Raw genomic sequence first — 16,729 nt, forward strand, 5'->3', positions numbered from 1 at the left:
AAATATATATGACCTTTAAGCAGTAGATTTCGAGTGTAGTGAATTATATGAATCAGAAATTAAGTTTGTTTAATGAAGTGGAGAAGGTGAGACCAAATAAATTAGTAAATCATAAAAGGAATCATTAATGAGAAAATTAGGTTATGGAATATTATGTATTATATTTTTAATATGTTTAATTTATATATTTATATCTGCTAAAAATAAATATTGCTATTCTTATAAAAGTTTAGATTTAACTCAAATGAATTCTTTAAAAGTCCAGTATGCAAAAAAATTGATTGTGGATCGGGCTTGGGAGATATATCGACCTGAGCCAGATACGGATTATGATGCTGGAACTGGATATGTTTATATATCAAAATATGATATTAAAGATATGGATATGTTAATTAAGATCATTAAAAATTCAGATCGCAATAAATCATTTATAGAAAATTTTAATGTGATTGCTGGAGTAAAAAATAGTTTAGAGATTTTTGCAGATGGGAAAAAGGTTAAATTACCTGCAAATTATAATGGTGTTTTAGATGAAGAATTAAAACAGTATAAAAAGACGACAAAACGTGTCTATGACATTTTAGATCCTTATATTACGCCAACTTCCACCATTATTATGATCACTTACGATGGTTATCATACCTATGCAGAAGTCTTCCCAGTTTCATCTATGATTTTTTATAAAGCAAAAGGTCTCCCTGATAAAAGAATGCGACGAGTAGAAAAATATGTTAGTCGTTTTTGGCCTGAAGGTGATTTTGAAAATTCAAAATATATACTGAATCTAAGTTATTATGATTTTATCGATCCTTTCTTATGCTGTGATCAATATTCTATTGATGAGAGATTAAAAGAAAATCTTAGAGATTTATCAAAAAGCGGAAATTTGAATCGAGATGGGAAACGAAGAGATTATTTTAACTATCATGTCAATTTAGATCAGCTTAATGGTAAAAATAAACAGGATTATTCTTTTTTTAGTGATAATTTTCCTAATTATAGCCACCTTTATAGAAAAGCAGAGGAGATTTCATTAGCAGGAAAATATCTGTCAATTATTGATATGCAGCATAGTGCAGGTATAGGTATACCAATTGAATTTGGAATCAAAGTAAATGCATGTAACTTTAAATAACAGTAAATGAGAGGAATGAATCATGAGTACAATTTATTGATGCGCAGTATCTCATTTGTAATACCCCATCTTAGGAATTTCACGACCCGCAACTTCGTCCTATGTTAATTGCATGGTGCTAAGCACTGTCACTTTTTAAAATAAATTACATGGGGATACAGCCATGACACGAGTTGCAATCATCGGTGCGGGTCCAAGTGGGATGGCACAGTTACGAGCGTTTCAATCAGCACAGGCAAAAGGTGCAGATATTCCAGAAATCGTCTGTTTTGAAAAACAGGCGGACTGGGGTGGTTTATGGAATTACACATGGCGTACAGGAATTGATGAAAATGGAGAACCTGTACATGGCAGCATGTATCGTTACTTATGGTCAAATGGGCCGAAAGAGGCGCTTGAGTTTGCGGACTATAGTTTCGATGAACATTTTGGCAAAGCGATTGGCTCGTATCCTCCGCGTGCAGTGCTTTGGGACTATATTAAAGGGCGTGTAGAAAAGGCTAATGTGCGTCGTTATGTCCGTTTCAATAGTGCTGTGCGTCATATTGAGTTTAATGAACAAACGCAGCAGTTTTCAGTCAGTGTACATGACCATAACCAAGATGTCGTTTATACCGAAATTTTTGATTATGTTGTGGTGGCGAGTGGGCATTTCTCGACCCCTAAAGTGCCTGAATATGATGGCTTTAAAACCTTTGGTGGGCGCATTTTACATGCGCATGATTTTAGAGATGCACTTGAATTTAAAGATAAAACGGTTCTCGTCGTTGGTAGTAGTTATTCTGCGGAAGACATTGGTTCACAATGCTATAAATATGGCGCAAAACAGATCATTAGCTGCTACCGCAACAGTCCAATGGGCTACAAATGGCCAGAAAACTGGTCAGAACGTCAGAAGTTATTGCGAGTCGATCAGACGCATGCTTACTTTGCCGATGGCAGCCGTGCCGAAGTTGATGCCATTATTCTATGTACAGGCTATTTGCACCATTTCCCGTTTATGGCAGAGTCCATTCGTTTAAAAACCGATAACCGTTTGTATCCACTTGGTTTATATAAAGGTGTGGTTTGGGAGAAAAATCCGAAACTGTTTTATTTGGGTATGCAAGATCAGTGGTACACCTTCAATATGTTCGATGCACAGGCATGGTATGTACGCGACATTATTTTAAATCGTATGACATTGCCAAGTTTTCCAGAGATGCAGGCACATACATTGGCATGGCATGAAGAGGAGAAAACCCTGACGGAAGCGGGGCAAATGTATAAATTTCAGGGCGATTATATTTTAGAGTTGATCGAGGCAACGGATTATCCAACCTTTGATATTGAAGCGATGCGTCTGATTTTCCTTGAATGGAAAAAGCATAAAAAAGAAAACATCATGACTTTCCGCGATCATATTTACCGTTCAGCGATTACAGGCACGTTGGCAGCACCGCATCATACGCCGTGGTTGGATGCACTGGATGATTCGCTTGAAGCTTATTTGACGGATACGCCTGAAGTGCCGCAGAAAAAAGTGGGGTAGGTGTTGTGGAGAGCGAGAAAGAATAATTTTTTTAAATCAGATTCTTTCTTTGTCATCTTCGTTGGTATTTGCTTGTGTAGAACGTCATCCACAACCTGCGTGGTTTATACAATATATTGTTTTTGCGATGTAATTAAATAGATGCTGACGTTGAACAGGTTTTGTGGATGACAAATGGTTTTGCCTACTTTTCCCGAAAGCCTTGCGAAGCAGTGCTTCTCAGGTCGAACCTGAACGAGATTGAAATATATTTCAATCGAAGTGCAAGACATAGTCCGTTGATCTTTGAATATAACTTAGAGTTCTAATGAGTCATCACAGTGCATTTATTTTCAATATCTTGTATAGGTTTTTATCTACATTGCCTTATCTATGAATGCTAACAACTCGGCATCTGGTGGTGAGTACATCAAGGAAGTTTTAGCAGTGATGTTACTTTTTTAAAAAAGTAACCAAAAACTTTGTCATCCACAAAACCTGTTCAATATCGGCATTAAATCAATAGTGTTGCAAAAACAACATTCAGCAAAGACCACGCAGGTTGTGGATGACCTCTGGCACGAGCAGATACAGAGGATATTCTCCAACGCTTTCAAAACCAGTCAAGTTGATGACTGGTTTTTTGCTTTTTAAAATTCCACGAAGTTGCATTACCCCCTTGGAGGTATGTTTTAAAGGGAATTGATCGAAAAAATAAAATAATTTAAATATTTGATTATATTAATTTATTCATTGGAGTAACTGCCATGCAAGAAGCAATGCTTAGCACTCCGAGCTATCGGCAGATACAGGAACTTCAACCTGTACACGGGCAATACCTGCTGATTTTACAGCATACCCATTCCCCAGAGGCACAGCAGCTCAGCGAGCAGTTCGCAGCATGTCCAACATTGCTTGCCAGTTCAGACACATTTTCAGATGAACTCAAAGACCAGTTACAACAGGCACATGCAGGGTTACATGCCGTGGTGTGTGGTGATGAAATTTTTTTGTGGCAGATGGCGCAAAACTTAGTTGCTCAAGGATTGATGCAAGATGAAATCGAACTGGTACAGACCCAGCCTGAACTTAAAAAAGTCTATTGCGTACACTGTGGTGAAACTCAAACCACAACAGCCGAAGAGTTTTGCAGTTGCGAACATTGTGGTGTGTATTTGCTGATTCGCAGCCACTTTTCCCAACGTCTAGGCGCGTATATGGGCGTCTGTGCCAACCCAGACCAACCAATGCAAGCGGAGGGCGTATGTCTACATTAATTCCTGTGCGAGTACGCAATATTCAACAAATCACAGCGTTGATTCGTGAGTTTACCTTTGAAGCAGTCAATCAGCCTTTACCTGCATTTTCTTCTGGAAGCCATGTGGTGGTGCAGTTGCCTTTGCCTGACCGTATGTTGCGCAATGCCTATTCACTGACCAATGATCCTGCCCATGATGATCACTACAAAATCGCAGTGCGTTTGCAGGATGACTCGCGTGGCGGTTCTCGATTTTTACATGAACAGGTGATGATTGGCGATGTACTGAATATCTCTGCACCACTGAATTTATTTGCCCTGCATTCACAAGCACAAAAGCATGTGTTTATTGCGGGTGGCATCGGCATCACACCATTTTTGTCACATATCCGTGAACTGATGCATACAGGTCAAGCCTTTGAGTTGCATTATGCTTGCCGAGATCAACTCAGCAATGCCTATGAAACGTTATTGACCGAGTTATTTCCTGAACAGGTACACATCTATTCTGAAAAAACCGCACGCCGTCTGGATGTGATGCAACTGCTTCAACAGCAAAGTTTAAACAGCCATGTTTATGTCTGTGGCCCAGAACGTCTGACTGAAGCCGTACAAGATGCCGCAGAAACTTTGGGCTGGTCAAAAAAACGGGTACATGCTGAAGCTTTTGCAGCACCTCCAGCAGGGGCAGCATTTACGGTCTATCTCACTCAAAGCCAACAGGAAATCGAAGTTCCGAGCGATTACAGCCTGCTTGAAGCTTTGGAAAAACACGACATTCCAGTGACTAGTTTATGTCGTGGTGGCGTGTGCGGGCAGTGTGCGACCAAATATACAGGTGATGTTGAGCATCATGACCATTATTTAAATCCGCAGGAACGTGAGCAATTGTTGATGCCATGCGTGTCACGAGGCAAACAGGGCTGTCGTATTGAGCTTGAGCTATAGGAGAACTGCCATGACCGTACAATTTAACCCCGTGGAAAATATGCGCGATCAGTTTCATTATCACAACAGTGCTAAAGCCATTGCACGTTTCCCATTTCCATTTCCTGAAGACAGTTACATGTATTCGGTAAATATCGAGCCTGCATTATCTAAACCAGGAACGATATTTGAACACTGGTTTGACATTGACGAGCATTACCTAACCGAGGTGAATGAGCGTGCCTTGACCCTGAAAAATGACCCGAAACGCTGCATTGTGTTGCCACATATGCAACAGGCAGCGTGGGATTTTCTGGAAATGGCGATGCTGCATTTGTCAGCAGATTATCCTGAACATTTTCAGTTGGAACGGCAGGGCAAGGCGTGGCACTGGATCAACCGCCCGATGAATATCGATGTGCATTTTCAGTTTGGTGATGACTCAAGCCTGCCGCTACCCGCATTTGAGTTTATTTCACGCCAGTTGCAGGGCGATATTGCCTTACTCGATCAGCGTGAAGGTGATCTGTTTATGGATGCAGGCATGATTACAGGGCCTGCGGACTGGTCACTGAACTTCGATGCAGGCATGAGCTTTAAACAGTGGCATGCACCTGTACCGAAACTGGCACACGATGCAGGTGTGTTTGAACGGGCACTGAAATTTTTGCTCAACATTCAGGTCGGGCATCCGTATCGCCGTCTCAACTGGACCATGACCATTAACCCGCGTATGGACACCTCTTCGGAAACTTACCACTTGTGGGGACATGAGCGTGGTTTAGTGACCAAGGACAATGCAGGTGAGTTGGTGCATTTACGGGTTGAGCTGCAAATGATGCCACGCCTTGCGCGCAGCAACGCACTGTTATTTAGCATCCGCACGTATCTGATTAGCCTGAATGATCTGGTCACCAATCCCGCATGGGCCAAGCGCCTACATCGGGTGATTCGGGATTTGCCTGAGTCGATTGCCGATTACAAAGGCATTACTCGTTACCGTGAACCATTGGTGCAGTGGCTGAGTCAGTTCGACCAAGAATAAACCATGATTTAACAATGAATTGATATTGATACAAAATGAAGGAAAAGTACTTATGGCAAATTTATGGCGTATTTCAGCACTGGCAGAGCGTCACCGTCAGCTTGGCTCAAATTTAGAAGACTGGAATGGTATGGGCACGGCATGGACCTATGCCAGCGATACTGCCGAGCATTATCTAGCGATTCGAACCAAAGCAGGTTTGATGGACGTTTCAGGCTTGAAAAAAGTGCATTATGTGGGGCCTCATGCAGAAAGTTTGCTCGAATATGCTACGTCACGCGATATTTCCAAGCTTTACCCTGGCAAGTCGGTGTATGCCACCATGCTGAATGAAGAAGGAAAATTTGTTGATGACTGCGTGATTTACCGTACAGGGCCGAATGCTTTTATGGTGGTACATGGCACAGGGATTGGCTTGGAAATGCTGACCCGTTCGGCAACAGGTCGTCAAGTCGCGGTGCTGTTTGATGATGACTTACATGATTTATCATTACAAGGGCCATTGGCAGTGGATTTTCTAGCGGAATATATCCCTGATATTCGCAACTTGCCGTATTTTCACCATATTCAGACCAAACTGTTTGGTTGCCCTGTGATGATTTCACGTACAGGCTATACGGGCGAGCGTGGCTATGAAATTTTCTGTAAGGCAATGGATGCACCATTGATTTGGGATACGATTTTAGACAAAGGCGGGAAGTACGGCATTATTCCATGTTCATTTGTAACTTTGGACTGGTTGCGGGTTGAAAGTTATTTGCTGTTTTATCCTTATGATAACTCGGAATATTTCCCATTTAAAAATGAAAAGTCTGGCGATAGCTTATGGGAACTTGGACTTGACTTTACCGTTTCACCAAGCAAAGGCGAGTTTCGTGGTGGCTATGAGCATAAACGCTTGCAAGGTAAAGAACGCATCAAGATTTTTGGTGTGATGCTTGAAGGTGAGCAAGCTGCGCAAATGGGCGATACCTTGTGGGATGGCGATACACAAATCGGGGTGATTACTTGTGGTATGTATTCACCACTCAGCAAGAAATCAGTGGCTTTAGCCCGTGTTGATGTCCCGTATGCGGTACAAGGACGCGAGATTCAGGTCAAAGGCAGTTTGGAAGTCAATGCGATCACGTATACTTTACCGTTTGATGATCCACAAAAACTTAAAAGAACAGCAAAAGGTTAATTTGCCTGATTACATCCAAAATCCTGCATCTAGCAGGATTTTTTTATGGGAATTGCTTTGTTATTTAAATAGCCTAAGCATTTTAAAGGCATTAACAAGCACTTCAAAATTAAAACTATACAAAATTTGCTTGCATCTACTTTTTAAATTCTAATATATTGGATTTGTATTCTAATATATTGAATATAAAGAGGAGGGGTATGAGCGAACAACAACCTGATATTAATCAGCATATCGCCCAGCATATTCGTGAACTACGCCTTGCCAAAGGCTATTCGCTCGATCAGTTGGCGGCACGAAGTGGAGTTAGTCGCTCCAGTATTTCTCTGATTGAACGTGCTGCAACCAGTCCTACGGCAGTGATTCTTGAAAAACTTGCTGCCGCTTTAGATGTTTCATTGGCGAGTCTATTTGTCTTTGATGTAACAACCAGTGAGCCACAACCGTTATTACGTTATGAGCAACAGAAACAATGGCGTGATCCTGCATCGGGTTATTTACGACGTAATTTGTCGCCTGTGAGTGTGGCATCACCGATGCAACTGGCTGAAATTACTTTTCCTGCACATACGCAGGTTTCTTATGACTTTGTACCGCGCGAGGTCAAAGTTTATCAACAGATTTGGCTGTTAGAAGGTGAAATGCAAATCCACTGTGGTGAGCAGAGCTATACCTTGCAGCAAGGTGATTGCCTGTCGATTCAACTGAACGAACCCATCGTTTTTCAAAATTTCACAGCCAATCAAGCGCGTTACTTGGTCGCAGTATGTGAAATGTAATGACAATAGGAATACAAGTAATGTACAGAAGTGAAAATATTCAACTCATTGAATGTAATGAAGCTGAGCATGCCCAAGCTATTTTAGACATTTTTAATGAAGCGATTTTAAACTCAACAGCGTTGTATGATTATAAACCGCGCAGTTTGGAACAGATTCAAACTTGGTTTGCCTCTAAACGTGAACATGGTTTTCCCGTGATTGGTGCAGCCGATATTGAAGGCAAGTTACTCGGCTTTGCCAGTTGGGGCAGTTTCCGTGCATTCCCTGCGTATAAATATACGGTTGAACACAGTATTTATATTCATCATGAACAGCGTGGGCGCGGTTTGGGAAAACTGTTGTTGCAAGCCCTGATTGAACGTGCAAAGCAACATGGGCAGGTACATGTGCTGATTGGTTGTATTGATGCCAGTAATCAGGCGAGCATCGCCTTGCATCAACGTTTAGGTTTTGAACATTCGGGGACATTCCCGCAAGTCGGTTTTAAGTTCGGGCGCTGGCTAGATGTCGATTTTTATCAGTTGATTTTGCAAACACCCTTTAATCCGAAAGATGATGCTTGATCGCTAAAATTCAAGAAACCTGTATCAGCAGGTTTCTTTATCTCAAAAATTTAATACGCTTTCTGCAATAAATCCTGCAAATGTGCTTTGATCTCTGCCCATTCCCCAGCGCGAATACTGTACATGACAGTATCGCGTACTGTGCCATCTTTACGTGGTTGATGATGACGCAAAACGCCATCTTTTTTTGCACCTAAACGCTCAATCGCACGTTGACTGCGGTAATTAAAATTATCGGTTCGAAAGCCTACAAGCTGCGCGTTTAGATCTTCAAAGGCATGGCTTAACAGCAGGAATTTACAGGTGGTATTCACATGAGTGCGCTGTACTGAAGCCGCATACCATGTATAGCCAATTTCAAGTCGCTGAATGTTCGGCACAATATCATGATAACTGGTGGTTCCAAGTACCTTGCCTGTTTGCGTGTTAATCACGGCAAAGGCTTGGCGTTGTTGCTGTTCACGTTGCTGCAAGGCTTGTTCAATATAGGCAATAACCTGATCGGGATGGGGTACTGATGTGACGCGGATATTCCACAGTTCGCCATCTTGTGTGGCATCGACTAACCCTTGGGTATGTTCGATGCTTAACGGTTCAAGACGAATGTTGCCATGTTCAAGGACAGGTGCAGCAGCTAACCAGTTCATTGTGTTTATGCTCGATGAAGTCAGAATCTAAAAAATAGAAATCAGGAGATGAATAGACTTCTTTTTATGGCGCCGTATTTCATATTCGAATGAGAAAAATACAAATCAATATGAATCAAAGAAGTCTAATGAAAAACAACCCAAAGAGTTAAACAAGTCTGACGGACGAATGCAAGACTCAACCTATAAGGCATCGACCCCAGTTTCACCTGTACGAATCCGAATGACTTGCTCCAGATTGGAAACAAAAATTTTCCCATCGCCAATTTTACCTGTAGAGGCGGCTTGGCTAATCACTTCAATCGCCTGATCAAGTGTTGCGCTGTTGATCGCAATTTCAATTTTGACTTTTGGCAGGAAATCCACCACATATTCTGCACCGCGATACATTTCGGTGTGTCCTTTTTGTCGACCTGCACCTTTAACTTCAGTCACGGTAATGCCTTGTACCCCAAGTGCTGCCAGTGCTTCACGGACATCATCGAGTTTGAATGGTTTTATAATTGCAGTAATGAGTTTCATTGTTCTATCCCCTAAAAGAAAAAAGACACCTGAAAATTTCAGATGTCTGGTTGATTGTTATGATTTAAATTAGCCCTTCAATCCCGCTTATCTCACCGCCAAATTCCGAAATGGCATCTTGCAGAACTTGCCACAAATAAAGTGCTGCGGCACGGTCACATAAGATATTCAGTTTTTGGGTTTGTTGATCGCCGACATTCATCACAATGGCATTGACCCGTCCCACCGAGGTTTGTGCCACTTTACCGACAGCAAAGGCTTCAGGCGATAAATCAACCGCACAGAGTTTTGCCATAATTTCAGTATTGAACTGACCTGTGAGTTGAATCCATGCATGGCTGTCCTGACGGGGTAGCAAATAGTTGGCATATTGCTCATTGTACTGCCAGTCATTTTCGAGTTGGGCAACCCGATCACCAAAATCATGCAGGCTGCCTAAAACTAAATATTCAGTCATCGACAGGCGGGCAATCCAGCTACCATCAACCTGTGCAAGTGCATGGTTTGGACGTTCAGGCAGGCTAAAACCAAACTGGTGTAAGTAGGCTGCACTGTCTATGCCACGAAAACCGACACGGGATAGATTGGTCAGATCCACCACTGCACAGTGCTGAATTTTACGTTCCGCCTGTGAAGTCGCTTCGCTTAAAAATTCGCGTTTGCTCCGCCCAAAAGCATTGTAAGGTTGTTGTGCAATCGGGCTGCGTTCTGTTGCTAGAGTTTGCATCATCAAACCTCCTGCCGTTGGTTGTCTGGATCATAAAATGGCGCTTTGACGACTTTGGCATGCACCATTGCACCGTGTTCTACCCGAATCGGGAAGTTTTGCCCGATTTCACTTTGTTCAATGCCGACATAGGCCAAGCCAATAATTTTGTCGAGGGTTGGCGAGTATTCACAAGAAGTAATGTTGCCCGTGATTTTGTCACCATTCAGCACGATATGCCCTTCAAGCGGTTGAGCCTGATGTTTGTCTAGCTCAAAGGCGACCAGTTTGCGTTTCAACGGCTGAGCTTCCAAAATCGCAATGGAGCGTTTGCCGACAAACCACGGTTTTTTGCGTGCCACCGCCCAGCCCAAATCGACTTCTTGTGGATGGGTCATACCGTCGGTATCTTGGCTAATGATAATGTGACCTTTTTCAAGACGTAGTAAACGCTGACTTTCCACCCCAAATGGCTGCATGTTAAATAGCTGACCTGCCTGCATGAGGGTATCCCACATATACTCGCCAAAACGTGCAGGGAAATGGATTTCATAGCCGAGTTCACCGACAAAACCGACCCGTAAAATCCGTACAGGAATGCCATGAATTGTGCCAGTGCGTACACCCAAGTAAGGGAATGCTGCATTGGACAAGTCCACGTCCTGACAGACTTTCTGCATCACTTGGCGTGAGTTCGGGCCTGCAATATTGAGTGCAGCAAGGGCCGTAGTGACATTGGCAATATCGACACTGAGACGCCATTGGGCATTCCATTTCAACATTTGTTGATAAATTCGATCGACACCACTGGTGGTTGCCGTCACATAAAAATGGTTGTCGCTTAGGCGTGCTGCTACACCATCGTCAATCACCACACCATGTTCATTTGCCATGACCGCATAACGGGTTTTTCCAACCGCAAGTTTGGCGAAACCAAAGGTATAGAGACGATTTAAGAACTCGGCGCTGTCTGGCCCACGGACATCCAAACCACCGAGGGTAGACACATCAATCATGCCGACATTCTGATGCACGTTGAGCACTTCACGAGCAATGTGTTGCAGGCGTTGTTCAGGATTGCCATAAAATGCAGGACGTTGCCAGTTGCCCGCAGGCATCATTTTTGCACCCGCAGCAAGGTGGCGAGCATGCATTGGGGTTTGGCGAAATGGGTCGAAGCCGCGCCCCGCAACATGTGCCAGTTTCTCGACCGTAAACGGAGGACGCGCTGTCGTCACACCTGTTTCGCTAACACTACGCTGGGTGGATTTTGCCACCAAACGTGCGGTTGGCAATGCAGAGTGACGTCCTTGAGACGGTCCCATACCCACAGTCGAAAAGCGTTTAACCAGTTGCACATCGCGATAACCACTCTTTGTGGCATTCACGATGTCACGAATTTGCAGGTCTTCATCGAAATCGACAAATTCCTTACCTTTAGGATGTTCAAAGATCGGCCAAGGAAAATTCATTGAGCTTTCTTTAAAGTTTGGCGCAGCAATTTGACTTGCATCTTCACCACGTAAAGCAGCCACCGAAACTTGGGCAATGTAGCTGGCATCTTGTAAAACATGCTCAATCTGGTGAATGCCATTGACCGAACCTGTAATCAACAAGCCTTTTGGCAGACCTGAAATTTTAAATGCCGCCTGTTGATCGTCATAACTGAGTTTGCCACCTGCCTGACAGAGCAATTGATACACAGGCATGTAACCTGCTGACATGCACAGCACGTCACAGTCAATTTTCTGCGCGTGAGCATCGACTTGACCTTCAGCCACAATACGGCGCACATCTACACCTGTCAGGTGCTGCATGCCACTGCTGTGTAAGGCTTCATAGACAGTACTACTTAAATGGCAGGTGATGCCTTTGGCTTTGACCGCGCTTAACAAGCTGGTATCCGATGCCACAGGGCGCATATCCACCACAGCTTTGACGGTCACGCCTGCCTCAGCCAAATCCAGTGCAGTCAAATAACCATCATCATGCCCAGTGAGCACCACCACTGTTTGCGCAGGTTTCACTGCATAGAGTTTCATCAGGCGTTGTGCTGCGCTCGACAGAATCACACCAGGCAAGTCATTGTTACGGAAAATCACAGGCTGATCGAAGCTACCGCTCGCCACAATACATTGCGCTGCGCGAACTTTGTACATACGTTTGCCTTGAATAATGGGCAAATAATGGTCGGTAAACCATGCATTACAGGTGGCTTCAGTCAGTACCGTAATCTGTGGATGGCGTTCAACCGCACTCACTAAACGTTGTTTGATTTCAGCGGCTTTCTTGCCTGAAGCATCCAGACGAGCATAGTTCAGACTACCACCCAAGATTTTCTCTTGTTCAACCAGTAAAACTTTTGCACCTAATTCTGCTGCGGTCAGCGCGGCTTGTAAACCCGCAGGGCCTGCACCAATAATGGCAACATCGGTAAACAAATAGGCTTTGTCGTAATATTCAGGCTGAAAGTTCAGATCCAGAATACCCAAGCCTGCCTTTTTACGAATCAGGGGTTCCCACAGTTTCCAAGCGCCTTTCGGTTTATAGAAAGAGCGATAGTAAAACCCGACAGGCATAAATTTGGAGAATTTACCCAAAAAGGCATCGGAGTCTTTTAAGAGTGAACCCGAAAAGTTTTGTCCAGTGACCTGCATATTTGGTTTGATTACTGTGGTATCGGCAAGCACATTCGCTTCTTCAGGCAGTTGTACCAAGGTATTGGCATCTTGTCCTGCCATGGTCAGCGGTGCACGCGGACGATGGTATTTAAATGAGCGTGACATGATCCAGCGTTGGTTGGCGACAAGTGCACTGGCAATACTGTCACCTGCAAAGCCTTGGAAACGGCTATGGTCAAATTCAAATTCGACAGGCTGTTGGCGATTGATTAACAGCCCATAAGGGAGAGGTAATCGGTTCATGTCAAAGACTCCTTGTGAACTGAAGATGGGCTGCTTTCACTAAATTCGACCCGTTGCTGAAACAGCTCTTTGGGGTCATAGGTTTTTAAAATTTCATCGGTGATGGTGTTACGTTCCGCAATAAACCAGTAACTACTTGGCGCATGCATCCACCATTCACGTACCACACCCGCAAGGTTGTCGCAGTTAAAGACATAATCTGCCCACTCTAAATCGCTACAGTGGTTCTGGTCAGGCATCTCTTTGAGTTCGCCACCATAGACAAATTCACTGATATTGCGTGGACCATTGAGTGGACAAGGCATAATTTTCATCAGATTCTCCTTAGTGGCTTGCTGCTGTTGCGCCCATTTCGTTGACTTGCTGGAAGGTGCTGAAACGTTCCAGTGCAAAAGGTTCAATCAGGCGAGGGGTTTTGCCTGTTGCCACCAGTTCCGCCATAGTCTTGCCGCAGATTGGCGTGGCTTTAAAGCCCCATGTGCCCCAGCCAGCATCGAGGTAGTAATTGTCTACAGGAGATTTCCCCATAATCGGGCTGTAGTCAGGGGTCATGTCGGTAATCCCTGCCCATTGGCGCATCAGTTTGACATTTGCCATGAACGGGAACATTTCAATGGCATGGGCGAGCAAACTTTCTTTCAAGTCCAACGTTGAACGGGTGTTATATAGTGGGTATGGGTCAGAACCACCACCAAATACGATTTCACCACGACTGGTTTGTTGCACATAACAGTGCAAAGCCGATGAACTCACCAAAGGTGTCAGGAATGGTTTAAATGGCTGAGACACCATGGCTTGTAACGGAAAGGTCTGAATTGGCGCACGGATTTTGGCTTTTGCCATCAAAATCGAAGATGCCCCTGCAATCGCCTGAACGGCACAGCCACATTGCACTGTGCCACGATTGGTTTTAATGGCTTTGATTTTGTTGTTCTCAATCACCAAATCCTGTACTTCGGTCAGCTGATGAATTTCTACACCACGTTTTGCCGCTTCTTTGGCATAACCCCAAGCCACAGCATCGTGACGTGCAGTTGCCCCATCGATATGCCAAAGCCCAGCCAATACAGGCAAATGTGCAGGATCGAGATTTAAGCAAGGCACGAGTTCTTTAATTTGCTGACGATCCAGCATTTCGGTACGACCACCAAAGTGCTTGTTGACTTCGGCACGTTGGCGGAAGGCACGGACAGTCGAGTCAGTGTGTGCCAGTGTCAGCTGTCCACGCTCGGAGTACATAATGTTGAAATCGAACTCGTTGGAGAGATTTTTAAACATTTTGACCGATTCGGCATAAAACTCGACGCCTTCAGAGGTTAAGTAGTTGGAGCGAATCACAGCAGTATTCCGCGCAGTATTGCCTCCACCCAAATAGGCTTTTTCTAAAACCGCAATATTGGTAATACCGTGATATTTAGATAAATAGTAGGCTGTCGCAAGACCATGCCCACCACCGCCAATAATCACCACATCATAATGCGGTTTCAGAGCTGTCGGTGGAGGTAAATCCACTTCGACAGGATATTCAGAACTTAATCCATATTTCAGTAGACTAAATGGCATGAGTCCTCCACAGCGCTCGGCATTGACTTAAACGGAAGTTGAATGGGTTTGTGCATGCTGCAACTGTGCGGCATGTACGGTATTTTTCATGAGGTAGGCAATGGTCATTGGGCCAACACCACCAGGCACAGGGGTAATGGCACTGACCATCGGCAGGACATCTTCATAGTCCACATCGCCGACCAAACGGTTCTTGCCATTTTCCTGAATGCGGTTAATGCCAACATCAATCACCACCGCATCTGCCTTTAAATAAGACGCATTGATCATGCGTGGGCGTCCGACTGCCGCCACGACAATGTCACCCAACTGGCAAAGCTGTGCTAAATTCTGACTTTTGGAATGCACCACAGTCACGGTGCAGTTTTCCTTGAGCAGTAAAGCCGCCATCGGTTTTCCGACAATATTGGAACGTCCAACCACAACTGCGTGTAGCCCAGTCAGATCGCCCAAAGTGTCTTTTAGCAGGCGAATACAGCCTGTTGGCGTACACGGGGTGAGCACATCACGCCCCTGACTTAAACCGCCGACATTTTCACTGTGGAAACCATCGACATCTTTTTTCGGATCAATACGTTCCAGAACAGCGATTTCGTCGATATGTTTTGGCAATGGCAGTTGTACCAAAATGCCATGTACGCTTTGATCAGCATTGAGTTCATCAATTTTGGCAAGCAGTTCTGTTTGGCTCAGTTCAGCAGGGAAGCGGAATTCCAGTGAACGGATGCCAACCATCAGCGCTTTTTCGACTTTGTTACGCACATAGACCTGACTTGCAGGGTCTTCACCGACCAACACCACAGCGAGGCAAGGACTAATGCCTTGCTGCTGTAATGCGACGACATCATGTTTCACTTCTTCGAGTACCTGTGCAGCGGTGGCTTTACCATCAATCACGGTACTTTCAGACGCAGTAAATTGGCTGAGTAGACTCATTTGAACACCACCGTACGATTGTCGTTGAGGAATACACGGTGTTCGACAAAGTATTTCACCGCTTTAGACAGCGCGATGGTTTCAGTGTCACGACCTAAAGACACCAGATTTTCTGGCATATAGGCATGGTCTACACGCTGCACAGCCTGCTCAATAATTGGGCCTTCATCCAAGTCGCTAGTGACAAAGTGCGCTGTTGCACCAATCAGTTTCACACCACGATCAAATGCTTGGTGATACGGTTTTGCACCTTTAAAACCTGGAAGGAATGAATGGTGAATGTTGATGGCACGACCCGATAACTGTTTGCACAAGTTATTGGAAAGAATCTGCATATAACGCGCAAGAATCACCAATTCAGTGCCAGTTTCATCCACGATTTTGATTAGCTCTTGTTCTTGCTGAGACTTATTGTCTTTGGTCACAGGTAAGTAAATGAAGCGAATGCCTTCACGCTCTGCAACTGAACGTAAATCTAAGTGATTCGATACAATCGCGGTGATTTCAAAATCAAGTTCGCCTTTGTGATAGCGATACAATAAGTTTAATAGACAGTGGTCAAATTTACTGACCATAATCAAGACCTTAACAGGCTTACTTTGATCGTAAAAAGTGGCTTGCATGTTAAAGCTCTCACCAATCTCATTGAAATTGGCTTTGAGTTGTTCAAGATCTCCATCAACCCCAGCATTGAAACGGAACACAGCACGCATAAAGAAATGCCCTGTAGTTTCATCATCGAATTGTGCCATCTCACTGATATAGCAACCGTTACTTGCTAAATACCCTGAAACCGCTGCAACAATTCCAGATGCCGCAGGACAACTAATTTTTAATACATATTGCTCAACTTGCTTGTGTTCCATGGTGGTGCTTCCTCGCCGTGTGGTCTTTAGGAAAATTCCCCTTTAAAATTCTTCGTGGGAAAAATATTTTCTTCAAGGTAATTTATATAAAAATTTAACCACGCCGTCTAGCACTTTTTGAATTATTTTTTCCTGACAGGAAACTTTTGTGAGGTATCTCAT

Annotated in this window: 16 protein-coding genes; 8 read left to right on the forward strand and 8 right to left on the reverse strand. The window is 44.1% G+C overall.

Translation table 11 applies throughout. The features are described 5' to 3' along the window. The first annotated feature begins 127 nt into the window (after positions 1-127). The 8 genes from LVY74_RS03960 to LVY74_RS03995 all read left to right on the forward strand — a co-directional run bounded on the left by LVY74_RS03960 (position 128) and on the right by LVY74_RS03995 (position 8,403). Complete coding sequence (locus LVY74_RS03960; protein WP_237813929.1) at positions 128-1,135, forward strand: hypothetical protein; 1,008 nt, start codon at positions 128-130, stop codon at positions 1,133-1,135. A 163-nt stretch (positions 1,136-1,298) separates the two neighbouring features. After that, a complete protein-coding gene (locus tag LVY74_RS03965) occupies positions 1,299-2,666 on the forward strand; it encodes an NAD(P)-binding domain-containing protein (RefSeq protein WP_237813930.1) in 1,368 nt (455 codons plus the stop codon). Positions 2,667-3,412: 746 nt separating this feature from the next. Next, positions 3,413-3,922 (forward strand): dimethylamine monooxygenase subunit DmmA family protein, encoded by a 510-nt coding sequence (locus LVY74_RS03970; RefSeq protein ID WP_237813931.1) that lies wholly within the window; start codon positions 3,413-3,415, stop codon positions 3,920-3,922. Beyond that, on the forward strand, positions 3,910-4,851 hold the full coding sequence (locus tag LVY74_RS03975; RefSeq protein ID WP_237813932.1) for a PDR/VanB family oxidoreductase: 942 nt from the start codon (positions 3,910-3,912) through the stop codon (positions 4,849-4,851). Before LVY74_RS03970 ends, LVY74_RS03975 begins: the two co-directional genes overlap by 13 nt. A 10-nt stretch (positions 4,852-4,861) precedes the next feature. Then, positions 4,862-5,875, forward strand: coding sequence for a heme-dependent oxidative N-demethylase family protein (locus LVY74_RS03980; RefSeq protein ID WP_237813933.1), 1,014 nt, complete (start codon positions 4,862-4,864; stop codon positions 5,873-5,875). A gap of 52 nt (positions 5,876-5,927) precedes the next feature. Then, entirely contained in the window at positions 5,928-7,058 is a 1,131-nt protein-coding gene (locus LVY74_RS03985; protein WP_237813934.1) for an aminomethyltransferase family protein, read from the forward strand. 200 nt (positions 7,059-7,258) lie between these two features. After that, positions 7,259-7,837, forward strand: a complete 579-nt coding sequence (locus LVY74_RS03990) for a helix-turn-helix domain-containing protein (RefSeq protein ID WP_237813935.1) — start codon at positions 7,259-7,261, stop codon at positions 7,835-7,837. A gap of 20 nt (positions 7,838-7,857) precedes the next feature. Next, a complete protein-coding gene (locus LVY74_RS03995; protein ID WP_237813936.1) occupies positions 7,858-8,403 on the forward strand; it encodes a GNAT family N-acetyltransferase in 546 nt (181 codons plus the stop codon). Positions 8,404-8,453: 50 nt separating this feature from the next. Here LVY74_RS03995 and LVY74_RS04000 read toward each other — a convergent pair whose 3' ends face one another. The 8 genes from LVY74_RS04000 to purU form a co-directional block, all read right to left on the reverse strand. Next, positions 8,454-9,050 (reverse strand): GNAT family N-acetyltransferase, encoded by a 597-nt coding sequence (locus tag LVY74_RS04000; protein ID WP_237813937.1) that lies wholly within the window; start codon positions 9,048-9,050, stop codon positions 8,454-8,456. A gap of 183 nt (positions 9,051-9,233) precedes the next feature. Then, complete coding sequence (locus tag LVY74_RS04005; protein WP_237813938.1) at positions 9,234-9,572, reverse strand: P-II family nitrogen regulator; 339 nt, start codon at positions 9,570-9,572, stop codon at positions 9,234-9,236. A gap of 64 nt (positions 9,573-9,636) precedes the next feature. Further along, positions 9,637-10,302 carry a sarcosine oxidase subunit gamma gene (locus LVY74_RS04010; RefSeq protein ID WP_237813939.1) on the reverse strand — a complete coding sequence of 222 codons (666 nt, stop codon included), beginning with the start codon at positions 10,300-10,302 and terminating at the stop codon, positions 9,637-9,639. Further along, positions 10,302-13,202: a glycine cleavage T C-terminal barrel domain-containing protein gene (locus LVY74_RS04015; protein WP_237813940.1), complete on the reverse strand. Its 2,901-nt coding sequence runs from the start codon at positions 13,200-13,202 to the stop codon at positions 10,302-10,304. Before LVY74_RS04015 ends, LVY74_RS04010 begins: the two co-directional genes overlap by 1 nt. Continuing rightward, positions 13,199-13,516, reverse strand: coding sequence for a sarcosine oxidase subunit delta (locus LVY74_RS04020; RefSeq protein WP_111891710.1), 318 nt, complete (start codon positions 13,514-13,516; stop codon positions 13,199-13,201). The genes LVY74_RS04015 and LVY74_RS04020 overlap by 4 nt, the downstream gene beginning before the upstream one ends. Positions 13,517-13,526: 10 nt before the next feature. Then, entirely contained in the window at positions 13,527-14,765 is a 1,239-nt protein-coding gene (locus tag LVY74_RS04025; protein ID WP_004751791.1) for an FAD-dependent oxidoreductase, read from the reverse strand. Positions 14,766-14,792: 27 nt separating this feature from the next. Next, positions 14,793-15,701, reverse strand: coding sequence for a bifunctional methylenetetrahydrofolate dehydrogenase/methenyltetrahydrofolate cyclohydrolase FolD (gene folD / locus LVY74_RS04030; protein WP_237813941.1), 909 nt, complete (start codon positions 15,699-15,701; stop codon positions 14,793-14,795). Continuing rightward, on the reverse strand, positions 15,698-16,567 hold the full coding sequence (gene purU / locus LVY74_RS04035; RefSeq protein ID WP_237813942.1) for a formyltetrahydrofolate deformylase: 870 nt from the start codon (positions 16,565-16,567) through the stop codon (positions 15,698-15,700). Before purU ends, folD begins: the two co-directional genes overlap by 4 nt. Positions 16,568-16,729 lie beyond the last annotated feature (162 nt).

Source organism: Acinetobacter sp. ME22 (assembly GCF_022012315.1).
Taxonomy (GTDB): domain Bacteria; phylum Pseudomonadota; class Gammaproteobacteria; order Pseudomonadales; family Moraxellaceae; genus Acinetobacter; species Acinetobacter brisouii_A.

What these genes read in the sequence shown, in the direction of transcription:
- LVY74_RS03960 (WP_237813929.1), top strand. Translation starts at nt 128, where the DNA reads ATGAGAAAATTAGGTTATGGAATATTATGTATTATATTTTTAATATGT.
- LVY74_RS03965 (WP_237813930.1), top strand. Translation starts at nt 1,299, where the DNA reads ATGACACGAGTTGCAATCATCGGTGCGGGTCCAAGTGGGATGGCACAG.
- LVY74_RS03970 (WP_237813931.1), top strand. Translation starts at nt 3,413, where the DNA reads ATGCAAGAAGCAATGCTTAGCACTCCGAGCTATCGGCAGATACAGGAA.
- LVY74_RS03975 (WP_237813932.1), top strand. Translation starts at nt 3,910, where the DNA reads ATGTCTACATTAATTCCTGTGCGAGTACGCAATATTCAACAAATCACA.
- LVY74_RS03980 (WP_237813933.1), top strand. Translation starts at nt 4,862, where the DNA reads ATGACCGTACAATTTAACCCCGTGGAAAATATGCGCGATCAGTTTCAT.
- LVY74_RS03985 (WP_237813934.1), top strand. Translation starts at nt 5,928, where the DNA reads ATGGCAAATTTATGGCGTATTTCAGCACTGGCAGAGCGTCACCGTCAG.
- LVY74_RS03990 (WP_237813935.1), top strand. Translation starts at nt 7,259, where the DNA reads ATGAGCGAACAACAACCTGATATTAATCAGCATATCGCCCAGCATATT.
- LVY74_RS03995 (WP_237813936.1), top strand. Translation starts at nt 7,858, where the DNA reads ATGTACAGAAGTGAAAATATTCAACTCATTGAATGTAATGAAGCTGAG.
- LVY74_RS04000 (WP_237813937.1), bottom strand. Translation starts at nt 9,050, where the DNA reads ATGAACTGGTTAGCTGCTGCACCTGTCCTTGAACATGGCAACATTCGT.
- LVY74_RS04005 (WP_237813938.1), bottom strand. Translation starts at nt 9,572, where the DNA reads ATGAAACTCATTACTGCAATTATAAAACCATTCAAACTCGATGATGTC.
- LVY74_RS04010 (WP_237813939.1), bottom strand. Translation starts at nt 10,302, where the DNA reads ATGATGCAAACTCTAGCAACAGAACGCAGCCCGATTGCACAACAACCT.
- LVY74_RS04015 (WP_237813940.1), bottom strand. Translation starts at nt 13,202, where the DNA reads ATGAACCGATTACCTCTCCCTTATGGGCTGTTAATCAATCGCCAACAG.
- LVY74_RS04020 (WP_111891710.1), bottom strand. Translation starts at nt 13,516, where the DNA reads ATGAAAATTATGCCTTGTCCACTCAATGGTCCACGCAATATCAGTGAA.
- LVY74_RS04025 (WP_004751791.1), bottom strand. Translation starts at nt 14,765, where the DNA reads ATGCCATTTAGTCTACTGAAATATGGATTAAGTTCTGAATATCCTGTC.
- folD (WP_237813941.1), bottom strand. Translation starts at nt 15,701, where the DNA reads ATGAGTCTACTCAGCCAATTTACTGCGTCTGAAAGTACCGTGATTGAT.
- purU (WP_237813942.1), bottom strand. Translation starts at nt 16,567, where the DNA reads ATGGAACACAAGCAAGTTGAGCAATATGTATTAAAAATTAGTTGTCCT.